The sequence below is a fragment of the Streptomyces sp. STAM6 genome, assembly GCF_054963715.1.
In genome coordinates this window covers 74,210-94,065 of sequence record NZ_JBUEFZ010000017.1, presented here as the reverse complement: position 1 = coordinate 94,065, position 19,856 = coordinate 74,210, and the positions used below count along the sequence as shown (strand labels likewise).

Here is a 19,856-nt window from a genome sequence, read left to right as displayed (position 1 = left end):
AAATATAGACGGCCTCCGCAAGGTCGGACCGGACCGCGGTCCTGCCGAAAAGGAGAAGTCCGATGGACGACCAAAGCCCCTGGAAGCCGCTCGTGATCCAGCCGGCCGACATCGGGGCCGAGCCCACCCCGGGCGGTCTGATCGGCCACCTCCGGGCCCTCGACGGCCTCGACGCCCTGCTGGTGAGCGAAAAGGCGCTGGTGTTCCGCGGGTTCGGAGTCACCACCGCCGAACTCGACGACGTCATGGATCTGCTGCTGCCGAACCGGCTGGCCTACGTCCACGGCAATTCGCCCCGCACCAAGGTCGGCCAGAACGTCTACACCTCGACCGAGTACCCGCCGGAGTACACCATCTCGATGCACAACGAGATGAGCTATGCCCACCAGTGGCCCGCCCGGCTGCTCTTCTTCTGCGACCAGGCCGCCGAAACGGGGGGCGCGACCCCCGTCGTCGACGCCGCGCTGTGGCTGGAGTCCCTCGACGCCGAAATCCGCGAAGCCTTCGCCGGCGGAGTGCGCTACACCCAGAACCTGCACGGGGGGAAGGGCTTCGGCAAGAGCTGGCAGGACACCTTCGAGACCGGCGACCGCGCCGGCGCCGAGGCGTTCCTCGACGACACCGGCGCCACGTACGAATGGACCCGGGACGGCGCCCTGAGGGTGAGCCAGGTACGGCCCTCCACGGCCACTCACCCGGTGACCGGCACCGAGGTCTGGTTCAACCAGGCCGACCAGTGGCACGCCGCGGGCCTCGGCGACGAGACGGCCGCCGCGCTCTACCGGATCATGCCGGAGAAGGACCTCCCACAGTCGGTCACCTTCGCGGACGGATCACCGATCCCGGCCGCGTACATCACCCAGGTGCGCGACCGCGGCCTCGAAGCCGCCGTCGACGTCGACTGGCGGACCGGTGACCTGCTGCTCATCGACAACATGCTGGTCGGGCACGGCCGCCGACCGTTCACGGGGCGCCGGCGCGTCCTCGTCGCGATGTCCGACTAGGCGCGTCCGTCCTTCTTGCGCCCCGGCGCCGCTCCGGCCCACGCTGCTGCCCCCCACGACCTGCTGAACCTCACTTCGTATCCGATCGGGAGACCCTGTGGTGATCGCGACGGGGCCGGTGCCGCCCATAGGTGGGCATCCGCTGGCCATCTTCTTCCTCCAGGTGGGTCTGCTGCTGCTCGTCGCGACGCTGCTGGGGAGGCTGGCGGCGCGGCTGTCGCTGCCCCCGATCGTCGGAGAGCTGCTGACCGGACTCCTGCTGGGCCCGTCCCTCCTCGGAAGCACCCTGCCCCGGCTCGCCGACTGGCTGTTCCCGCCGGTGCCGGAACAGGCCCATCTGCTGGACGCCTTCGGCCAGATCGGTGTGATCCTGCTGGTCGGCATCACCGGTCTCCAGATGGACACCGCGCTCATCCGGAAGCGGGCGGGCACGGCCGCCGGGGTCAGCCTGCCCGGGTTCGTCATCCCCCTCGGGCTGGGTGTGGCCGCCGGCGGGCTGGTCCCCGCCTCTCTGATGGGGGAGGGCTCCGACCGCGCGGTCTTCGCGACCTTCCTCGGCATCGCGATGTGCGTGAGCGCCATCCCCGTGATCGCCAAGACTCTGATGGATCTCGGCCTGCTCCACCGCAACGTCGGCCAGCTGATCCTCATGTCGGGGACCGTGGACGACGTGCTGGGATGGCTCGGCCTCTCCGTCGTCACGGCGATGGCCACGACGGGACTGCACGCCGCGGGCCTGGCCAGGATGGTCGCCCTGCTCATCCTCTTCTTCGCCGCCTCCCTGCTGATCGGCCGGCCCCTCGTCCGCAAGCTCATGGCCACCACGCTCAAGTCGCCCGAACCGGGCGTCACGCTCGGCTCGGCCGTCGTGATCGTCGTGGGGTTCAGTGCCACCACCCACGCGCTCGGCTTCGAGGCGATCTTCGGGGCGCTGGTGGCCGGCATCCTCATCCGCGGTGGCGGCAAGGACGTGCTGAAGCGGCTGGCCCCGATGCGCACGTTCGTCATGGCGGTGCTCGCACCCGTGTTCTTCGCGACGGCGGGCCTGCGCATGGACCTCACCGCACTGGCCGACCCCGCGGTGCTGGTGTCCGCGGTGATCCTGCTGCTGATCGCGATCGTGGGCAAGTTCGCCGGCGCCTTCATCGGAGCCTGGGCCAGCGGGCTCAGCCGCTGGGAAGCCGTCGCGCTGGGGGCCGGCATGAACGCCCGCGGAGTCGTCGAGGTGATCGTGGCCATGGTCGGACTGCGCCTCGGAGTGATCAACACGGCGATGTACACCGTCATCGTCCTGATCGCCGTGGTGACCTCGCTCATGGGGCCGCCGATCCTGCGTCGGGCCATTGCCCGGGTCGAGGTGACGGCCGACGAGCGGCTGCGCCGCTCCGAACTCGATTCCACCCTGAACCAAGGGGAACTGAGGCCCGCGCGGCAGACCTGATCCATCCACGGCGAAGTCCTCGGGGACGGTGCCCGGCGCCCCGTCCCCGAGGACTTCCGCGAAACGAAGCGCTACGGGGGGAGAGCGGCGCTACGGCTGACCGGGTGCGTTCGCCGCGAGGAGCGGCCCCGGGCGCCACACGAAATCGTCCGCGCCCAATGTGCGCTCGGGGGAGCCGGCGAACATCTCGTGCCCGATCTCGTCGACATTGCCGGTGAGGATCGCCTGGTACGTCTGGCGCAGCGCCGTACCCGGGTCGACGCCGAGCTCCTCCTCCAGCTGCTGCCGCCCCTCGTGGAACACGGCGAACGCGTCCGCCTGCCGGTCCGTCGCGTACAGCGCCACCATGAGCTGGGCGCGCAGCCGCTCACGCAGCGGGTACGCCCGTACCAGGCCCACCAGTTCCGAGGTGACCTGGATGTGCCGTCCGAGCGCGAGATCGGCCGCGATGCGGCTCTCCAGCGCCTCCATGTACGCCTCGTCGATGCTCGGCCGCTCCGTCTCGCCGAGGTGGTCGGTCACGTCCGTCAGGGTCGGGCCCCGCCACAGCTCCAGGGCGGCGCCCAGGGACCGGGCCGCCTCCCGGTACCTGCGTTCCCGCAGATGCGCGTGGCCCGACCGGGACAGCTCGTCGAACTCGCGGTAGTCGAATCGCCCAGAGATGAGCCGCAACATGTAGCCGGAGCCCTTGCGGATTATTTCAGCGTGATTCTCCAGGTGCTGTCGCAGGCGTGATGCGTAGGTGTATATCTGCGCCTGGTAGGTGCCGGGTGGTCTTTTGCCCCAGAGCGCCTCGCCGAGCCGGTAGTCGGGCAGGACCCGCTCACCGGCCAGTAATAATGCGGCCAACATGGTCCGTTGTTTCGTGCCGTTGAGCGGAATCTCATTGTTCTCCAGCCACAGTCCCACAGGGCCGAGAATCCGAAACTCCATCACCGGTAGTGCTCCTTTTGCGTCGGTAAGGTGGGGGGTGCAGCCCGGGCAGGCCGGAGTGGTCGAACCGGAAAGCCCGTCCGGTGGCGCCAGTTCGATGGCACGCCACAATCTCCGGAATGAGAAGGGAGCCGGAGAGCGGGGTGTCGGAAAGGTGTCGCGGAGTGGACGTCAGATGATGCGGAACCCTGTCGGCGGGCGGTCGGCGGCGCGCGCTCTAGATATCCAGGGCCGGCGGACAGGTCCGAATGTGCGTCAGAAGCATTGTCTAGTCCCCGTTCCCCCGTGAACTATTGCTTGTGGGCGGTCCGTTGGTCGATTTTTGGCCGCCGAAGTGACTGTAGTCACGCCCGGGAACATGAGTCAAGGCGCAGTTGATAATGGTGGGCGGCCGTTTGCCGACCGATCGGCCACTGTTCATGTGGCCAAATTCAGTGGGTCGGGAGAGCTTTTCGGCGGGTGGAATCCATGGTGATCGCCCCCTTGGTCGCGGAGTTGCGGCTATGTCGGAATCATGACGATCCCCGGGCGGGCGGAATGCGGTTACCGCTGTTCATGAAACCTGCAACAGATCATTGGCAGGGCACCTGCCAGAAAGAGTTGGCAGGTGTTGTTGTCGGGCGGCACCTCCCCGTGCGAAGTGCGGTCCGGTGTACTGGTAGTGGTCGTTCGGTGCACGCCGCCGCCGGATGTATGAATTCTGTAAACATGGTCCGCCCGATGCCCGGCCGGCGCGCCCGAAGGCACGTCGATAGCTGCGGTATAGGTCAAATATCGCGGCGATGACCAGCATTGATATGCGAACCGCGGAGGGCTTCCCCGGAAGAGATTGGGCTGGATCAGGTGACGGCAATCATCTCGAATCCCATGGACTTCAATGTGGAGGACCTCTACGTCGACCTGCGGCCCAGCCTGGGCCGAACGCTCTTCCTCAAGTGCGAGGGGTTCAACTTCGCGGGCTCGGTCAAGCTCAAGGCCGCCGCCGAGATGGTGCGGGCCAAGGAGCGCGCCGGGCTGCTCGCGCCGGGCGCCACACTGATCGAGTCGTCGTCGGGGAACATGGGTGTCGCCCTGAGCATCGTCGCCGCGAGCCGCGGCTACCGCTTCCTCTGCGTGACCGATGTGCGCTGCACACGCACCGCGCGCCGGCTGATGGAGACCCTCGGCAGCGAGGTCCACGTCATCACCGAGCCCGACCCCGAAAGCGGCTTCCTGGGCGCCCGGCTCGCCCACGTACGAGAACTCTGCGCGGCGAACGAGAACTACCTGTGGCTCAACCAGTACGCCAACGACGGCAACTGGACGGGCCACTACCGCACCACCGGCCCCGAGATCGCCAAGGCGTTCCCCGTGCTGGACGTCCTCTTCATCGGCGCGGGCACGACCGGCACGCTGATGGGCTGCGCCACCTACTTCCGCGAGAACCAGCCCTCGGTCACCGTCGTGGCCGTCGACGCCGAAGGCTCCGTCACCTTCGGCACACCCTCCGCCCGCCGCCTGATCCCCGGCCTCGGCACCGGCGTCCGCCCGGCCATCCTCGACCCGTCGTACGTCGACGACGTCGTCCACGTCTCCGAGACCGACACGATCCGCATGTGCCACCGCCTGGTGAGCCACGGGTTCCTCTTCGGCGGCTCCACGGGCACGGTCGTCAGCGGCGCCCTGGCCTGGCTGTCGGCCCACGACGTCCCCGACGACACCACGGCGGTCGCGATCGCCCCCGACCTCGGCGCCAACTACCTGGAGACGATCTACGACGACGACTGGCTCACCCGGTCCTACGGCCCCCACCTCCGCACCCCACCCCGCCGGACGCCCCCCGCCTGAACCAGGCCCGCCGCCGGGAGACCCCCATTCGGCCCAGCCGCCCGCGCCGTACCTCGGAGCCGGACATAGGGTCGTCGGGACGGTCATCGGACCGCGAGGAGGCTTCGCCATGGACTTCCGCATCGCCGGGACGGCCCTGGCCCTGGCCGTGGTCACGGCAGTACCACTGGCCGGGGCCGCCGAAGCGCAGACCGATCTGGACTGCCGGGATTTCGCCTTCCAGGAAGACGCGCAGGCCGAGTTCGACCGGGACCGCAGCGACCCGCACCGGCTCGACGAGGACCCGGGGCCGGATGACGGGATCGCCTGCGAGGCGCTGCCCCGGCGAGGGGCGGTCACGGCCGTGCCGACAGCCGGGGAGAGCCGTGCAGGGGTGACCGCCCGGCCCACCCGGGGTGTCGCCGGGGGTGTCGGCGGGACGTCGCGGCCGACCGGCATCGAGACGGCCGTCGGCGCTGCCCTCGCGGGCACCGCCCTCTTCTTCGCCGGCTACACGGCCGTGAAGCGCCGCCGGCGCGCCCGGCGCCCGGACTGAGGGGCTCAGAGCCAGCCGTTGCGGCGGAAGCTGCGGTGGATCAGGTAGCAGGCCGCCGCCATGACGGCGAGCACCGCCGGGTACCCGTACGTCCAGCGGAGTTCGGGCATGTGCTCGAAGTTCATGCCGTACACGCCGCACACCATCGTGGGCACCGCCACGATCGCCGCCCAGGCCGTGATCTTGCGCATGTCCTCGTTCTGGGCCAGCGTCACCTGCGCGAGGTGCGCCTGCAGGATGGAGTCGAGCAGGGCGTCGTACGACGAGATCTGCTCGTTCACGCGCTCCAGATGGCCCGCCACGTCCCGGAAGTACGGTTCGAGCCCGGCCTCGATCGGCGGCGGCGGGGAGCTGATGATCTCCTGCAGGGGGCGGTGCAGCGGACCCACCGCCCGCTTCACCTCCATGAGTTCCCGCTTGAGCTGGTAGATGCGGCCCGCGTCGGTGCGGGCGGCGTGCTCGCTGAACACCGCCGTCTCGACCGCGTCCATGTCGCTCTGCAGGGCGTCCGTCACCGTCAGGTAGTCGTCGACCGCACGGTCCGCCACCGCGTGCAGCACCGCCGCGGGCCCCTTCGCCAGTTGCTCCGGCACGGCCTCCAGCGCCTCCCGCAGCGGCCCCAGCGACCCGTGCCTCCCGTGCTGGATCGTGATCACGAAGTCGTGGCCGGTGAAGACCATCACCTCACCCGTGTCCACCACCTCGCTCGTCGCGGTGAGTTCCGCGTGCTCGACGTAACGGCACGTCTTGAACACGGCGAACAGCGTCCCGTCGTACCGCTGGAACTTCGGCCGCTGATGGGCCTGCACCGCGTCGTCCACGGCCAGCGGATGCAGCCCGAACAACTCGGCCACCTCCGCTATCTCCTCGGCCGACGGCTCGTGCAGACCGATCCACACGAAACCCCGGCCCGACTTGCGCACCCGCGCCACCGCCTCGGACGCCGTCCACGCCTCCGGCTGCCGCACACCGTCCTCGTAGATCACGCAATTGACCACCGCGGTGCCCAGCGGCGACCGCGCCGGGTGGCTCAGGTCGACCCTTCTGCGGTAGGCCCGGCGCACCAGACGCCGGAGGCTGCGGATCATCGACACGTGCTGGCTCCTTCGAACGACCGGCGGTCAGTGTGCCACCCGCCGCCCTGACGGTGCCGCCCCAGGCACCGCGTCACGGCACCGCGTCACGGCACCGGACCGCATCACGGCGCCCGCCCCGCCCCGTGCCCCGCCCCGCGCCGGCCGACCGCCGTAGACTGTCCGGCGCAGCTGGTTCGCCCTGCCCGCCAGGCAGGCGCGTCGCAAGAGGGAACCCGGTGGGAATCCGGGACTGCCCCGCAGCGGTGAGCGGGAACGACCGCCGTCATACGCACTGGATCCGTCAAGGTCCGGGAAGCGACGGCCAGTAGGGGTCCGCCGGTCATCCACCGGCAGACGTGCCCGCGAGTCCGAAGACCTGCCACTGCCCGCGTACGACCGGCTCGTGCGCGGAGATCCCGGTGACCTCGAGGGCGGGTCGGCGTACACACAGGGCGGGCACGGACTCCGTGCGTCCGCCCCGTTCGGCCGTTTCCTTCGCCTCCTCACCCCTCACCGGGGTCGTTCGTCGTGAACAGCTCGCGAAGGAGAGTTCCGTGACAGCGAAGTCCGCAGCCGCGGCAGCAAGGGCCACCGTGTACGGCTACCCCCGTCAGGGCCCGGACCGGGAACTGAAGAAGGCCGTCGAGGGCTACTGGAAGGGCCGTGTCGACGCCGCCCGCCTCCACCGGACCGCGGCCGAGTTGCGGGCCGCCACCTGGCGGCAGCTGGCCGCCGCCGGCCTCGACGAAGTGCCCACCGGTGACTTCTCGTACTACGACCACGTCCTCGACACCACCGTGATGGTCGGCGCCGTCCCCGCCCGCCACCGCGCCGCCTTCGAAGCCGACCCCCTCGACGGCTACTTCGCCATGGCGCGCGGCACCCAGGACGCCGCGCCCCTGGAGATGACCAAGTGGTTCGACACCAACTACCACTACCTGGTCCCCGAACTCGGCCCCGGCACCGTCTTCTCCGCCGACTCCACCCGGCAGGTCGCGGAGCTGACCGAAGCCCTCGCCCTCGGCCACACCGCCCGTCCCGTCCTCCTCGGACCCGTCACCTACCTCCTGCTCGCCAAGCCCGCCCCCGACGTCCCCACCGGTTTCGAACCGCTCACCCTCCTCGACCGGTTGCTGCCCGTGTACGCCGAGATCCTCGCCGACCTGCGTGCCGCGGGCGCCCCCTGGGTCCAGCTCGACGAGCCGGCCCTCGTCCAGGACCGCACCGGCGCCGAACTCGCCGCCACCGCACACGCCTACCGCGCCCTCGGCACCCTCGGCGACCGGCCCAGGCTGCTCGTCGCCTCCTACTTCGACCGCCTCGGCGAAGCCCTCCCCGTCCTCGCCGAGGCACCCGTCGACGGGCTCGCGCTCGACTTCACCGGGCCCGCCGCCGCCAACCTCGACGACCTCGCCGCAACCGGCGGCCTGCCCGGCAAGCGCCTCGTCGCCGGCGTCGTCGACGGCCGCAACATCTGGATCAACGACCTCTCCGCGTCGCTCGCCACCCTCGGCACCCTCCTCGGACTCGCCGACCGGGTGGACGTCGCCGCCTCCTGCTCCCTGCTGCACGTGCCCCTGGACGCCACAGCCGAACGGGACATCGACCCGCAGATCGCCCGCTGGCTCTCCTTCGCCCGCCAGAAGACCACCGAGATCGCCACCCTGGCCCGCGGCCTCGCCCACGGCACCGACACCATCGCCGCCGAACTCGCCGCCAACCGCGCCGGCCTCGCCTCCCGCGCCGGCTCCGCCCTCACCCACGACCCGGCCGTCCGCGCCCGCGCCGCCGCCGTCACCACCGCCGACACCCGCCGTGCCCAGCCCTACCCCCGGCGCGCCGCCGCCCAGCGCGCCCATCTGAACCTGCCCCCACTGCCGACCACCACCATCGGCTCCTTCCCGCAGACCACCGAACTGCGGACCGCCCGTGCCGCCCTGCGGGAGGGCCGTCTCGACACCCCCGCCTACGAGCAGCGCATCGAGACCGAGATCCGCGACGTCATCGCCTTCCAGGAGAAGGCCGGCATCGACGTCCTCGTCCACGGCGAACCCGAACGCAACGACATGGTGCAGTACTTCGCCGAACAGCTCACCGGCTACCTCGCCACCCGGCACGGCTGGGTCCAGTCCTACGGCACCCGCTACGTCCGCCCGCCGATCCTCGCCGGCGACGTCTCCCGTCCCGGACCGATGACCGTCCGCTGGACGCGTCACGCCCAGTCCCTCACCACCCGCCCCGTCAAGGGCATGCTCACCGGCCCGGTCACCATGCTCGCCTGGTCCTTCGTCCGCGACGACCAGCCGCTCGCCGACACCGCCCGCCACGTCGCCCTCGCCCTGCGCGACGAGGTCGCCGATCTCGAAGCGGCGGGCACCTCCGTCATCCAGGTCGACGAACCCGCCCTGCGCGAGACCCTCCCGCTGCGCGCCGCCGCCCGTACCGCCCACCTCGCCTGGGCCACCGAGGCCTTCCGCCTCACCACCAGCGGCGTCCGCCCGGACACCCAGATCCACACCCACATGTGCTACGCCGAGTTCGGCGACATCCTCCGGGCCATCGACGACCTCGACGCCGACGTCATCAGCCTCGAAGCCGCCCGCTCCCACATGCGCGTCGCGGACGAACTCGCCACAGCCGGCTATCCGCGCGAGGTCGGGCCAGGCGTGTACGACATCCATGCGCCGCGCGTCCCCGACGCCGACGAGATCGTCGCCCTGCTCCGCTGGGCGCTCGAAGCCGTCCCGGCGGAGCGGCTCTGGGTCAACCCCGACTGCGGGCTGAAGACCCGCGGCTGGCCCGAGACCAGGGCCTCCCTCGAGAACCTCGTCGCCGCCGCCCGCGCCGTACGCGCGGAACTGCCGCACCGCACGCCCTGACCCGGCAGGCCCGGGCACGGACACCCACGGTGACCGCGCCCGGGCCCACGGCGGGGTCCCGTCGTGCCCCCGGCCGGGCCCCGCCCGGCGCACTCCCGTTTGCGGCCCGCCCCGCACCGGCCGACCCTTGAACGGGGCCGATGAGGCTGGTGAGGGAGTGGTGGGGTCGTGCTGCATCGAGCGAAGACCGGCGAGGCGCCGGCCGACGACCTGTTCGCGATGCCGGGCAGCGCCAAGCCCCTGCCACGGCTGCGCATGCCCAAGCACGTCATGCCCGCCCGTGAGGCCTACCAGCTGATCGCCGACGAACTGGCCATGGACGGCAACTCCCGCCAGAACCTCGCCACCTTCTGCACCACCTGGGCCGAACCCGAGATGCGGCTGCTGATGGCCGACACCCTCGACAAGAACCTCGTCGACAAGGACGAGTACCCGCAGACCGCCGAGATCGAGCGGCGGTGCGTCAACATCCTCGCCCACCTCTGGAACGCCCGCGGCGACGCACCCGCCGTCGGCTGCTCCACCACCGGCTCCAGCGAGGCCGCCATGCTCGCCGCGCTGGCCCTGCACCGCCGCTGGCGCTCCCGCCGCCGTGCGGCCGGACAGCCCGACACCCGGCCCAACCTGGTGTGCGGGCCGGTCCAGGTCTGCTGGGAGAAGTTCGCCCGCTACTTCGACGTCGAACTGCGCCAGATCCCCCTCGAAGAGGACCGCACCACCACCGACCCCCGCCGGATCGCGCACTACGTCGACGAGAACACCATCGGCCTCGTCGCCACCCTCGGCGTCACCTACAGCGGCGCGTTCGAACCCGTCGCGGACATCAGCTCCGCCCTGGACGACATCCAGGAACGCACCGGCGTCGACGTGCCCCTCCACGTGGACGCCGCGAGCGGCGGATTCGTCGCACCGTTCCTCCAGCCGGACCCGCCGTGGGACTTCCGGCTCGACCGGGTCAAGTCCATCAACGCCTCCGGCCACAAATTCGGACTCGCCCCGCTCGGAGTCGGCTGGGTCGTCTGGCGCGCCGCCGACGACCTCCCCGACGAACTCGTCTTCCACGTGGACTACCTCGGCGGCAGCATGCCCACGTTCGGACTCAACTTCAGCCGCCCCGGCGGCCAGGTCATCGCCCAGTACTACGCCCTGCTCCGGCTCGGCCACGACGGCTACCGGGCCGTGCAGAACGCCTGCGCCCGGACCGCCGCCGACCTCGCCGACGGCATCGCCGGGTTCGCCCCACTGGAACTCCTCCACGACGCCAGAACCGGCCTGCCCGTCGTCACCTGGACCCTCGCCGACCCCGCGGCCACCGACTGGACCCTCTACGATCTGGCGGAACGCCTGCGCCTGCGCGGCTGGCAGGTCCCCGCCTACCCACTGCCCGCCGACCGCCAGGACACCGTCGTCCAGCGTGTCGTGGTCCGCCACGGCGTCAGCCGGGACCTGTCCCGGCTGCTCCTCGACGACCTGCGCACCGCCCTGACGGAACTCGACCGCCGCGGCGGCGGCGCCGCGCCGGCGTCCGGCTTCCACCACTGAGGCGCCGCGCGGACCGCTAGGCCGCGCCCAGGGCCGGCTCGGCCCCCAGCCCCGGCACACCGGGCAGCTCCACATGTCCCGTCGAGGCGGTGGACGCGAACACCTTCGGCGCCAGCGGCTCCTCCTCGACCAGCAGCGGGCCGACCAGATCCGGCGGCACCGTCGCATGCGGCAGCGCGGCGGAGAGATGCGCAGCCGCCAGCGTCGCCACGCCCAGCTCCGGCATCGTCCCCACCTTCACCGCCAGCCCGGCCGCCTCGGCCAGGGCCGCGACCTGACGGGCCCTGAACAGCCCGCCGACCTTCAGGACCTTGATGTTCAGCACGTCCGCCGCGCCCCGCCGCACGATCTCCAGCGCGTCGTGCAGCGACTGCAGCGACTCGTCCGCCATGACCCGCACCCCGCCGCCGGAGCGCAGCGCCGCCAGCCCGGCCAGGTCCCAGCGCGGCAACGGCTGCTCCACCAGATCGAGCCCGGCGTCCGCGAGCCGCGCGACCGTGCGGGCAGCCTCCCCGGGCGCGTACCCCTCGTTGGCGTCCAGCGACAGCTCCACCGACTCCGGAACGACCGCCCGCACGGCCGTCACCAGCTCCACGTCGCGGGCCGGGTCCTCGCCGCCCTTCACCTTGATGTGCGGGAACCCCAGCGCCGCGTACCGCGCCGCCTCCTCGGCCATCTCCTCCAGCGAGCCCAGCCCCACCACCCATGTGGTCGGCACCCGCCCGGAACCCCGGCCGCCCAGCAACAGGTGCACCGGCCAGCCCGCGGCCCGCGCCGCGACGTCGTGCAGCGCGATGTCCAGCGCCGCCTTGGCGAGGTGCTGGCCCCGGATCGCCGCGTCCATCGCGACGTGCGCCCCCGCCAGATCACGCGGATCCCGGCCGAGGAGCGCGGGCCCCACATGCTCCTCGACGGCCGCGGCCAGCCCCGCCAGCGTCTCCCCGGTGTACGCGGTCATCGGCGACGCCTCGCCGAACCCCGACAGGCCGTCGGAGGTCCGCACCTCCACGACCAGACTGACCAGCTCGGGGCTCGTGCCACTGCTGATCACGAACGGACGGCGGTACCGGGCACGAACGACACGCGTGTGGAACGAGACGATCTCCACCCGCCAGCTCCCTCTTCTTCGGGGGGCTCGGTTCGCCTCCGGAGCGCCTGCTGTGTGCGTCGGCGGTCGATCGTGCTCGGGTCGCTCACGCGGCGGTAGCCGCGGATCGATCGCGGCCCTCGCGGACCTTCGCGCGCTCTCCCTCTCGACGCCCACGCGCCCCTTCGGCTCACTCGCCCCTGGATTTCCGGGTTCGGTTCATCGGAAGGGCGCCCCGGGCCCCTTCGGCCCACTCGCCCCTGGTCGAGTCGATTCTGGTTTCGGCCCGGGCCGTAACCCGGTCGCCGGGAGTCAGAGGTGCACCCGGTAGACGATCGGAGGGCGGCCGGTGCGGCCCTCCAGGCGGGTGCCCGTCGGAACGGCGACGCCTGCCCGCTCGAGGCGCTTGAGGAGACGCCGGGCCGTGCGCTGCTGCACGGACAGGTGCTCCGCCACGAGATGGGCGGTGACGCCCGCTCCGCGGTCCGCCGCGGCCAGTTCCCGCAGGCGGTCCAGGGTCTGGGGGTGGATGCCGGTCCTGCGGGCCAGCAGGGCCGTGCTCTCGGGCCCGGCCGGCTCGGTCTCGGCGGCCACCCCCGGGGCTATCACGATGTCGACGTCGTCGGTCATGGAGACCGCGCCGGCCGCTCGGCCTGCCGCCCGGGCCCTGCCGACGGCCCGGCGGGCCAGCGCCTCCGCCTCCGCGGCGGTCCGGCCGAGGCCGAACCCGACGTGCGCCGTGCCGTGCCGGTCCGCCAGGTCGTCCAGGAGCGGCAGACGGGTGAACTGTTCGGTCGCCTTCTCCAGCGCGCCGCGCGTGGTGACCACCAGCCGCCGGCCGTCCGGCAGCTCGGCCAGGCTCCCGCCGAGGACGCGAATGTCGTCGGGCAGCCGCTCGTCCGCGGCGGGCAGGTCGACGATGCCGAGCGCGACCTGGGCGTCCCCGCTGTGCCGCCCCGCCGTGGCCAGGACGAGGGCCTGCAGCGTGGCCAGTATCGAATGCCGCGACGGCGCCAGACGCACCGCGTGGGTGCGGTGCTCCAGGCTGTGGAAGGCCGAGCCCAGGCAGGTGATGGCCACCCGGGACTCATGGGTGTCGCGGGCGTCGAGGTGGAAGTCGACCAGGTCCTGCGAGGTGAGTCCCGGCCGGTACGGCAGCACCCGGACGTGCTCGGTGGGCAGCTTGGCCTCGGTCAGCGTCTCCAGCACCTCGTCGCGGCGCAGTGTGTCGATGGAGACCCGCGACACGTCGTGGCCGAGGCGCAGCAGCTCGACCAGCGTGCGCAGCAGAGTGGCGCCGTTGTACGGCACGTACATCGCCGGACGGTCCAGCAGACCGGCCGCGGCGGCCCGCGCGTACGGCACGACTCCGGTGAACAGCAGGGCGTCCGCCCGGGTGGCGGCACGGGCCACGACCTCACCGGTCTCGTCCTCGTGACGGTACGCCAGCGGCAGCAGCTGCGCGGGTCCGGCCTGCCCGCCGACCACCACCACCTTGTGGACCAGGTCCTCGGGACCTATCACGCCGACCGTGAGCGGCATGCCGGTCTCCGTTCTGCCGGGGTTGCGACTTGCGTGGTTACGCCTGATTGACGGCCGTCGACGGGAGTTCTACTTTCGGCCCAGGCCATAATCGCGTGCTGCCGAGAGGATAATCCCCCGATGCCGCCACGGGAAATGCCGCTGCCCACAGTTCTGGATCCACGGGGAAGGACATTCGGCGAGGAGGAGCGCGAAGCGGTGCTCCGGGTCCTCGACTCGGCGGTCCTCTGCGGGGCGTTCGGCCGGGAGGCCCGCGCGCTGGAGGCGGAGATGGCCGCCCTGTACGGGCGGGCCGAGGCCGTCTCGTGCAGCTCCGGCACCGCCGCCCTGCACCTCGCCGTCGCCGCGGCCGGGATCGGCCCCGGCGACGAGGTCGTCACCACCCCCATCTCCGACTTCGGCACCGTGGCCCCCGTCCTCGCCCAGGGCGCGCGGGCCGTGTTCGCCGACGTTCGCCCCGACGACGGGAACCTCGACCCGCTCGCCGTCGAGGCCGCCATCACCCCGCGCACCAAGGCCGTCATCGCCGTCCACCTGTTCGGCGGCGCCGCCGACACCGTACGGCTGCGCCAACTGTGCGACCGGCACGGGCTGCTGCTCATCGAGGACTGCGCCCAGGCGTGGCTCGGCGAGGACCCGGCCGGCCGGCTGCTCGGCACCGCCGGCGACATCGCCTGCTTCAGCCTCCAGCAGTACAAGCACATCACCGCGGGCGACGGAGGACTCACCGTCACCGACGACCCGGCGCTCGCCACCCGGATGCGGCTGTTCATGGACAAGGGCTGGGACCGGGCCGAGGGCCGCATCCACCGCACCATGGGCCTCAACTACCGGATGACGGAACTCGTCGCGGCCGTCGCCCGCGTCCAGCTCACCCGGGTCGCCGGGGTCGTCGCCCGCCGGCGCGAGAGCGCCGGGCGCCTCGTCGAGGCCCTCGCCGCCGTGCCGGAGGTCACCGTGCCCGAACGGCGCATCGGACACGCCTGGTGGGTGGTCCCCCTTTTGGTGGACGACAACAGCCGCTGGGCCAAGGGCCTGGAAGCCCTCGGAGTGCCCAGTCTGCCGGGCTACCTGGAACGTCCGCTGTACGCCAATCCGGCACTGTCCGGGTACCCGCCGGGCCTGTGTCCTCGCGCGGAGCGGCTGATCGCCCGTACGTTGCTGGTCCTGCCGTGGAACGAGGGGTACAGCGAGGGCGATGTGGACCGGATCGCCGCCGCGCTGGGGAAGGTCGCGACCGCATGAGCGCGCCGCAGGAGACGTACGCGTGGCTCGAGACCACGCCGCAGGAGCACATCGGCTGGGACGTGGACGTGCTGTACGGGCCCTGGCCCCGCCACCACCGCGACACCGGTCTCGCCGAGGTCCGTGCCCGCCTGCGGGACTCGCCCGTCGCCGGGGCGCTCGCCCTGTCCACCCGGGGCCCCCTCTTCGACGACGGCGCCGGCAACGCCGAGACGATCGGTGACCTCGCCGACTGCCCGGAGCTGCTGCCGGTCGGCACCGTCGACGTACGGGACGCGCTGACCGCCGAGGACCGGCTCGACGAACTGACCGCCGCCGGAGTGCGCTTCCTGCGGCTCTTCACCGTGGAACAGGCGGCCGAGCCCGGATTCCCCGGCTACCGGCGCGTCCTGAAGCTGGCCCTCGAACGGGACATGGTGCTTCTCCACGACGGCGACCCGCGCCGCTTCGGACCGCCGCTGGCCGACCGGGGAGCCGATGTCGTCTTCCTGGACCTGCACGCCTATCTGCTGGCCGACTTCCTGCTCCTCGCCCGCGAGGAGCCCGGCTTCAGGGCCACCACCCGCATGCTGTCCGGGCCCGACTCCATCGAGCGGGCGGTCGACGCGGTCGGCCCGCGCCATCTGGTCTTCGGCTCGCGCACGCCCTTCATGGACATCTCGCCCCAGACGCTGAAACTGCGGTACGCGGACATCTCGGACGACGACCGCGCCGCGATCGCCACCAAGAACGTCGAGGAGCTGCTCGCCTGATGCCGATCATCGATGTGCACGCCCATGTGGGGCGCTGGCAGTTCCATCTGACCACCGGGGACGCGGACACCAACCTGGAGCAGATGGACCGGTACGGCATCGATCTGCAGATCGTGTCGGCGTCCGAGGCGGTGGTGTACGACGCGGTGGCGGGCAACGCGGCCCTGCTCGAAGCCCTCAAGACCCGGCCCCGGCTGCTGGGCTACGCCGTCGTCAACCCCAACCGGATCGAGGAGAGCGCCGAGGACCTGCGGCGCTGTCTGGACAGCGGCCGGTTCGTCGGCGCCAAGATGCACACCCACTACCCGGGCCGGCTGCCCGGCACCCGGGAGATGGCGGAGGCCTTCGACCTCGTCGCCGAAGCCGGCGTACCGCTGCTGCTGCACACCTGGGGCCGCGAGGTCACCCTGCTGCCCGAGCTGGTCGCGGCCCGGCCGGGACTGCGCGTGATCATGGGGCATGCCGGGGGTGACGCCTGGCGCGAGGCGGCACACGCCGCGGCCGCCTGCGACCGGCTCTACATGGAGCACTGCCGTACCGCGACCGACGCCGGCCGCATCGCCTACGCCCGCGAGGCCGGAGTGCCCGTCGAACGCATCCTGTTCGGCACCGACGCCACCCTGATCGACCCCTGTGTCTCCCTGGGCGTGATACGGGACGCGCGATTCACGACGGACGAACTGGAGCGAGTGCTGTGGCGCAACGCGGTGGAGCTGTTCGGCCTCACGGGGCCGCACGCCACGCCGCCGACCGGGTGACGCGATCCGAACCCTCAGGATCCGAACTCTCAGGAGGAGAGGGACACATGGAACGCAGGCGACTGCTCAATGCCGGAGCCGGGCTCGTCCTGGCGACCGTGACGGGCCAGGCCGTGGCCCCCGCGGCCCATGCGGCCGGCCCGGTGACGGGCACCGCACCGGCCGACACCAGCGGCAGTGCCACCGGGCGCTGCTCCACTCCCGAGATCGTCACCTACGGTGTGGCGTCCATGACCGCGGCGATCGTCGGCACGGCGGTCATCGGCAACCGCGCCTACGTGGTCGCACGCGGCCAGAACCCTCCCCTGGTCGGCGAGATCGACCTCACCACCAGAAGACTCTCCCGGGCCGTCCGGCTCGAGAGAGGCGAGGGCGGCTGGGCCACCACCGTCTCCGGCGGCCACCTCTACATCGGCACCTACCCCTACCCGGACATCTACCGCTTCGACCCGGCCACCGGCGCCGTCACCAGGGTCGGAACCGTCGGCCCGACCGGCGGCTTCGTGTGGTGCCTCACCACGGCGCCCGACGGCACCGTGTACGCCGGGACGTACCCGCGCGGCGAGGTCTGGGAGTACACGCCGTCCACCGGTGCCCTGCGCAACCTCGGCCAGGCCATGCCGGGGGAGCAGTACGTCCGAGGCATCGCCGCCGACGACCGCCATGTGTACGCGGGCACCCTGCCGCGTGGCCATGTCGTCGCGTACGACCGCACCACCGGCGCGAAACGCAGCATCACCCCCACGCCGTACGGAGGCGCCTCCGCGCTCCTCGCCCACGGCGGCCGGGTCATCGGCTCCCTCGGCAAGTCCATCGTCGACATGGCGCCCGACGGCAGCGACGCGCGGGTCGTCGCGATCCCCGCCGCCGAGCGGCTCTCCGACGCCATGACCGTGACGGCCGACGGCACGCTGTACTGCGTCGGCCGCCCGACCGGCACCGTCTACCGGCGCGACGGCGACCGGCTCGTCGCCGTTGCCGCGCCCGCCGGCGGCGACGAGCACCGCGCGCTGGTGCCGCTGTCCGACCGGACCATGCTGGGCGCCGTCGGCAGCGGCCGGCTGTGGTGGCTCGACCTCACCACCGGCTCCTCCGACCTGCTCGAACTCATCGACATCGGCCTGTCCGGGCCGGACCCCGTACAGTCCATGACCTACGGCTCGCAGGGCACCGTGTACGTCGGCGGGCACTTCTCCCTCACCACGCACCGGCCGACCCGCTCGGCCACCACGCCCCACCGCATCCGCATCCCCGGCGAGCCCAAGCAACTGCGCTTCGTCGGCGGCCGGGTGTACGCGGCGATGTACCCGAGCACCGAGTTCCTGGAGATCGACCCCGAACGCGGCAGGATCCGGTCGATCGGGTTCGTCGACAACGACCAGCAGCGCCCCACGGACCTGACGTACCTGCCCGAGAAGGACCTGCTGCTCCTCGCTACCGCACCCCCGGCCGGCGCCCTCAAGGGCGCGCTGACCCTGGTGGAGCGCGGCCGCCGCAGGCTCACCGTCCACAAGGACGTCATCCCGGACCAGAGCGTCATGTCCGTCGCCCTCGACGACCGGCGCGGCCGCCGCGTCGCCTACCTCGCGGGCGACACCTGGGGCGGGGGCAGTGTGCCGCCCACCCGGTCCAGCGCCACCGTGGCGGCCTTCGACCTGCACACGCGGACCGTCCTGTGGGAGACCACACCGGTCGAGGGACACGCCAGCCTCCAGCACATCGAGGTCCACAACGGTGTGCTGTACGGCGTCTACAAGCGCGCGGCCGGCACCTGGTTCGCCATGGACCTGGACACCCGCACGGTCCTCGCCACCGGTCAGCTGCCCAGCTACGGCGAGATCTCCGTGCACTTCGGGCAGGTGTACGCCTCGGTGTTCGGCGGCTCCGTGTACCGCCTCGGACCCGGGCTCAGCGAGGCCGAACTGCTCCTCAGCGGGCTCGGTGACGGTTGGTACAACCCGCCCCAGCTGGCGTGGGAGCGCTCGTCCTGGCACGCCTGGGGCATGTCCGCCCGCAACCTCGCCCGGCTGCGGCTCGACCCGCTGTGCCCGCTCGTCGACGAGGTCGTCACCAAACCGATCGAGGCCATCCTGAAGTCACTGCTCGCCAACTGACGGCACCGGGCCGGCACCGCACCGGGCAGGCCCACCGGGCGGGACCGTGACGGGCCGTCACCCGTCCGGGTCACGACGGCGGGCCGTCGTCCGCCTCCTTGGAGAGCTCCTCCAGGCAGGTGACGACGGCCCGCCGCTCCGCGTCCGCAAGCCGGGGCCCGTAGGGATCGTGCGCGGCCTCCTCCGGGAGGAGTCCCTCCCACACCGCCGCCCACAGCATGCGCTGCACATAGCCCTCGATCGGCGCGAGGAAGGTGACCTCCGCGAACCGGTCCAGACGCGCGGACGCCCGGACGAAGCCGCTGTGGTCCCCCGCCCGCCACGCGTCCAGCACCGCCGTCGTCAGCGTCACCCGCGCCGCCGCGATCCCCACCAGCGCCGAATCCGCGCCCCACATCAGCGACGGACCGAACATCCGGTCCTCACCCGTCACGACCAGACGGCCGGAGCTCCGCGCCGCACCGATCGCGTCCTGGCAGGCCATCGCCCGGTCCAGGGTGGCCAGTTTGATCCCCGCCGCCGACGGCAGCGCCAGCAGCCGCTCCACCAGAGCCGGCGGATACGGATAGCCGCCCGCCTCGCCGTGCAGGAAGAACCCCATCACCGGCAGGCCGCTCGCCGACGCGACCCGCTCGTGCAGTGCGACCGCCGCGCCGTCGTCCCCGTCCAGCTGCGCCAGCGGATACACCATCACCGCGTCCGCGCCGCCCTCCGCGGCCCGCACCGCCATCGCCACGGTCGCCTCCACGGCGTCACCGAGCCCCACCGCGCCGTCCGCGCGCGGCACCCCCACACCCGCGACCACAGGCCCTTCGACGGCCGCCCGCCACACCGCCAGCACGCGGTCCCGGTCACCCTCCGAGAGGTACAGTCCCCGCCCGGTGTGCGCCCACACGGCGACCCCGCCGACGGGCGCGGCGGCGATCCGTTCGGCGTAGCCGCGCAGCGCCCCGAAGTCCACAACACCACGCGAGTCCATGGGAGTCGCGACGGCGGGCAGCACCGTCCCACGCACCCGCCGCACCAGGGACTCCACAGCCTCCGTGGGGGACATGGGCCTGCTCCCGTCTGTCGCGGTCGTCGCCGACACGCTAGCCTTTACGGCCCGGACCGTAAAGGAA

15 protein-coding genes and 1 riboswitch are annotated in these 19,856 nt (G+C 72.0%); of the genes, 10 read left to right on the top strand and 5 right to left on the bottom strand.

Annotated elements, in window-relative coordinates:
• The first annotated feature begins 62 nt into the window (after positions 1-62).
• A complete protein-coding gene (locus tag ACY34K_RS20715) occupies positions 63-1,004 on the top strand; it encodes a TauD/TfdA family dioxygenase (protein WP_462749168.1) in 942 nt (313 codons plus the stop codon).
• Positions 1,005-1,101: 97 nt separating this feature from the next.
• Entirely contained in the window at positions 1,102-2,445 is a 1,344-nt protein-coding gene (locus ACY34K_RS20710; protein ID WP_462749167.1) for a cation:proton antiporter, read from the top strand.
• Between the two features lie 90 nt (positions 2,446-2,535).
• Here ACY34K_RS20710 and ACY34K_RS20705 read toward each other — a convergent pair whose 3' ends face one another.
• Entirely contained in the window at positions 2,536-3,378 is an 843-nt protein-coding gene (locus tag ACY34K_RS20705) for an AfsR/SARP family transcriptional regulator (protein WP_462749165.1), read from the bottom strand.
• A gap of 867 nt (positions 3,379-4,245) precedes the next feature.
• Between ACY34K_RS20705 and sbnA the strand changes: the two genes are divergently transcribed.
• Complete coding sequence (gene sbnA, locus ACY34K_RS20700) at positions 4,246-5,205, top strand: 2,3-diaminopropionate biosynthesis protein SbnA (RefSeq protein ID WP_462749164.1); 960 nt, start codon at positions 4,246-4,248, stop codon at positions 5,203-5,205.
• 109 nt (positions 5,206-5,314) lie between these two features.
• Positions 5,315-5,740, top strand: a complete 426-nt coding sequence (locus tag ACY34K_RS20695) for a hypothetical protein (protein ID WP_462749162.1) — start codon at positions 5,315-5,317, stop codon at positions 5,738-5,740.
• Positions 5,741-5,745: 5 nt separating this feature from the next.
• Here ACY34K_RS20695 and ACY34K_RS20690 read toward each other — a convergent pair whose 3' ends face one another.
• Positions 5,746-6,828 carry a magnesium and cobalt transport protein CorA gene (locus ACY34K_RS20690; RefSeq protein WP_462749161.1) on the bottom strand — a complete coding sequence of 361 codons (1,083 nt, stop codon included), beginning with the start codon at positions 6,826-6,828 and terminating at the stop codon, positions 5,746-5,748.
• A gap of 160 nt (positions 6,829-6,988) precedes the next feature.
• Positions 6,989-7,214: riboswitch (cobalamin riboswitch) on the top strand.
• Positions 7,215-7,370: 156 nt separating this feature from the next.
• Between ACY34K_RS20690 and metE the strand changes: the two genes are divergently transcribed.
• On the top strand, positions 7,371-9,695 hold the full coding sequence (metE, locus tag ACY34K_RS20685; RefSeq protein WP_462749158.1) for a 5-methyltetrahydropteroyltriglutamate--homocysteine S-methyltransferase: 2,325 nt from the start codon (positions 7,371-7,373) through the stop codon (positions 9,693-9,695).
• Positions 9,696-9,914: 219 nt separating this feature from the next.
• Complete coding sequence (locus tag ACY34K_RS20680; protein WP_462749188.1) at positions 9,915-11,237, top strand: glutamate decarboxylase; 1,323 nt, start codon at positions 9,915-9,917, stop codon at positions 11,235-11,237.
• A 16-nt stretch (positions 11,238-11,253) separates the two neighbouring features.
• Here ACY34K_RS20680 and ACY34K_RS20675 read toward each other — a convergent pair whose 3' ends face one another.
• Both ACY34K_RS20675 and ACY34K_RS20670 read right to left on the bottom strand, forming a co-directional pair.
• Positions 11,254-12,345 (bottom strand): mandelate racemase/muconate lactonizing enzyme family protein, encoded by a 1,092-nt coding sequence (locus ACY34K_RS20675; protein ID WP_462749157.1) that lies wholly within the window; start codon positions 12,343-12,345, stop codon positions 11,254-11,256.
• Between the two features lie 291 nt (positions 12,346-12,636).
• Complete coding sequence (locus tag ACY34K_RS20670; protein ID WP_462749156.1) at positions 12,637-13,866, bottom strand: hypothetical protein; 1,230 nt, start codon at positions 13,864-13,866, stop codon at positions 12,637-12,639.
• Positions 13,867-13,986: 120 nt separating this feature from the next.
• Here ACY34K_RS20670 and ACY34K_RS20665 point away from each other — a divergent pair, with 120 nt between their 5' ends.
• Genes ACY34K_RS20665 through ACY34K_RS20650 form a run of 4 tightly spaced genes read left to right on the top strand, consistent with a single transcriptional unit; the run spans position 13,987 to position 18,735 of the window.
• The gene (locus ACY34K_RS20665; RefSeq protein ID WP_462749155.1) at positions 13,987-15,111 is read left to right on the top strand and encodes a DegT/DnrJ/EryC1/StrS family aminotransferase; all 1,125 of its coding nucleotides are present in this window, start codon (positions 13,987-13,989) and stop codon (positions 15,109-15,111) included.
• Positions 15,108-15,863, top strand: coding sequence for a hypothetical protein (locus ACY34K_RS20660; protein ID WP_462749154.1), 756 nt, complete (start codon positions 15,108-15,110; stop codon positions 15,861-15,863). Before ACY34K_RS20665 ends, ACY34K_RS20660 begins: the two co-directional genes overlap by 4 nt.
• Entirely contained in the window at positions 15,863-16,621 is a 759-nt protein-coding gene (locus ACY34K_RS20655) for an amidohydrolase family protein (RefSeq protein WP_462749153.1), read from the top strand. The genes ACY34K_RS20660 and ACY34K_RS20655 overlap by 1 nt, the downstream gene beginning before the upstream one ends.
• A 47-nt stretch (positions 16,622-16,668) precedes the next feature.
• On the top strand, positions 16,669-18,735 hold the full coding sequence (locus ACY34K_RS20650) for an NHL repeat-containing protein (RefSeq protein ID WP_462749152.1): 2,067 nt from the start codon (positions 16,669-16,671) through the stop codon (positions 18,733-18,735).
• A 70-nt stretch (positions 18,736-18,805) separates the two neighbouring features.
• Here the strand turns inward: ACY34K_RS20650 and ACY34K_RS20645 are convergent, their stop codons facing one another.
• Complete coding sequence (locus tag ACY34K_RS20645; RefSeq protein ID WP_462749151.1) at positions 18,806-19,789, bottom strand: dihydrodipicolinate synthase family protein; 984 nt, start codon at positions 19,787-19,789, stop codon at positions 18,806-18,808.
• Positions 19,790-19,856: the final 67 nt, after the last annotated feature.